Genomic DNA, 2433 nt, shown 5'->3' with positions numbered 1-2433 from the left:
GGGGTTAAAATGCGCTAGCCGTGCATTATTAAGTGATTTCTGTAAATACACTCTAGAATTAACATAACAACAAAAAGATAGATTTGTTAAGATCAAAATGTGTCAGAATAGATTTTAGGGCATTCGGTAAAGCCCATATATCTATGGTTGAATCAGACATCAGCAGCCTGCTTTTTATCAGCACGTTTTAACCAAGCTTTTAATACTTCAATAATGCTATGCCATTGACGGGCGCTTTGCGCCAAAGTTTTACCTTCTAAGTACTTTTCACAAAAGGTATCGCACGCCTGTTTTGAATCGGTATTAACTAAATTTTCTTTATGTAACTGCTCCCATAAGCTGTAAATCATTTTAAGTTGTGGTGGTAATCCTGCTTTACCACCTTGGTTGTTAGGAGCCATTTTTTGATAACACTCAATCAGAATATGCATTTCAGCATCATCAAGTCTGGCACATGAATCAGTACGCCCCATACTAATATCTATTACATTTTGTTTATGTGAATCTTGGTTAATGTTAGCGATATTTTGTAGTGTTTTGATTTTTTTTATTAATTTATTCATGCCAAAAATTCCATTTAAAAACTAAACTCAGGGTTTTGTTCAATGTGAATGAGTTTAAACCACCAGGAGTGATCATTTCCAGTAAAAGCGAGCGGTAATTCACGGTTTACCAAATTAAAACGTCTAGATAAATTACTAAGACTTTGATCAAGATGTACCTAAAACATATAATAAATTTTATTGCTGATCAACATTTATAAAGTAGCTCTAACATTGCCTTTTCATCATGACTGGCTAACATGGATAGCATCTGTTATTAGTGAATTATTGAATTAAGTACTAATTCTGAGCTGTAGTGTACTGTTTTGATTTTGATTTATATAGCCATTATCTATCATGTAAGGTATATACCCAAGCCACTTCAAGATGTGAGGTTCAGGACTGCTGAGCAATTCATGATCTAGGTGCATCTTTGCATTAATGGTTACTCCCTTAAAAAAAGATGGAACAACGAGCATGATTTGCTCAGAAGTCCCTGTAAGGTTGGTTTATAAATGCTTTATGCAGCGTTATTGATTTTGAAAAGGGAATAACCATGTTCTTCAATCAATGCCTTGCCTAAAGCATTTCTAATTCCAACTGAATCCTGCATCTTGAAGTGGTTTGGGTATAGATGATTTTTTGGATATTTCTCGAAGCATTTCTGTTTTTACAATGTCTGGCTTTTGAGATAACTACGGTAAAATTTGTACACCATGTGTTTTTGTATAACAGGCTCAGTCTTGTTGCTTAATATTTCAGAGAGAGATACTACAGACCAAGGTGAATTTTTAGAGACGAACCCGCGAACTTTTGGAACTATCAATCGCAACAGTTTACCAGCATTCAACTTCACAAAGCACATAGTTACCACATAAAATAATAATATAATACCTGAATAATATACTAACCGATGCCAACTATTTTGAAATACACCGTATTTAATTAATCTTGTGGTTATTTATAAAGTATCAGCCAATAAATTGAGGAATAGCATAATAGTGAACAATAAATTTAATATAGCAAGCATATTATGGCTTATTATTGCTGCCAGTATGTCTATTCATATCATTGTATTACTGCTCGGACAAACTTTTTTTACTGACTGGAGATGGACAGATTTTATGGTGCATACTGCCACTGAGATCAGTGGTTCGATTATCGCATTAATTGTTGCTATGTTTTTGCTGCGTTATGAACGTTTTGGCCGTGGTTCACATTATAATATTCGAATTGCAGCCGCACTAATCGCTATGGGTATTTTTGATGGATTTCATGCAATTGTTACTGTCGGTGATATTTTTGTCTGGTTTCATAGCCTTGCAATTTTTAGCGGTGGATTGCTTTTCATTTTAATATTTATACCAAAAAATTGGTCTATTTTTGACTCTCATCTTTGGTGGCAGATGATAATGTTGTTATCTTGTTTTATTTGCTTAATTTCTATGATGTATCCAGAAATCGTTCCAACCATGGTTTTTGAAAGTCAGTTCACTAATTTAGCGATACTCCTTAATGTGATTGGGGGAATTTTATTGTGTATCACCGCGATTAAATTAGTTTTTATTTATCAAGAGTTCAAAAATGTCGATGACTTATTGTTTTCCCTTCATTGTTTTTTATTTGGTGCAGCGGCCATTATGTTCCAGCAATCATCCTTATGGGATGCGACATGGTGGGGATGGCACTTTCTTCGCTTTATGGCTTATACCGTCGCTTTATGGTTTGTCGTTCGATGTGAAATCAAGGTATTAGATGAATTAGATAATCATCGAATAATTCTTAAAGAGACAGTAATCAAAAAAACGAAGCAATTGCGTCAAGCAAAAGAAAAAGCGGAAGCAGCAACTAAAGCCAAATCTAACTTTTTAGCTAATATGTCTCATGAAAT

Annotated in this window: 3 protein-coding genes; 1 reads left to right on the top strand and 2 read right to left on the bottom strand. The window is 34.2% G+C overall.

Annotated elements, in window-relative coordinates; translation table 11 throughout:
• Positions 1-152: 152 nt before the first annotated feature.
• Together CJF42_RS25630 and CJF42_RS27915 are read right to left on the bottom strand one after the other, a co-directional pair.
• On the bottom strand, positions 153-563 hold the full coding sequence (locus CJF42_RS25630) for a phage protein GemA/Gp16 family protein (RefSeq protein WP_095369318.1): 411 nt from the start codon (positions 561-563) through the stop codon (positions 153-155).
• 272 nt (positions 564-835) lie between these two features.
• Positions 836-1021, bottom strand: a complete 186-nt coding sequence (locus CJF42_RS27915; RefSeq protein WP_170940775.1) for a hypothetical protein — start codon at positions 1019-1021, stop codon at positions 836-838.
• A gap of 522 nt (positions 1022-1543) precedes the next feature.
• Between CJF42_RS27915 and CJF42_RS25625 the strand changes: the two genes are divergently transcribed.
• Positions 1544-2433, top strand: an 890-nt coding sequence (locus CJF42_RS25625; protein WP_502694818.1) for a membrane-associated sensor domain-containing protein, incomplete at its 3' end; no start/stop codon positions are given.

The organism is Pseudoalteromonas sp. NBT06-2 (assembly GCF_002276045.1).
In the GTDB taxonomy this organism is placed as follows: Bacteria; Pseudomonadota; Gammaproteobacteria; order Enterobacterales; family Alteromonadaceae; genus Pseudoalteromonas.
The sequence above is the reverse complement of the archived record's forward strand: the minus strand, read 5'-3'. Positions and strand labels throughout refer to the sequence as shown.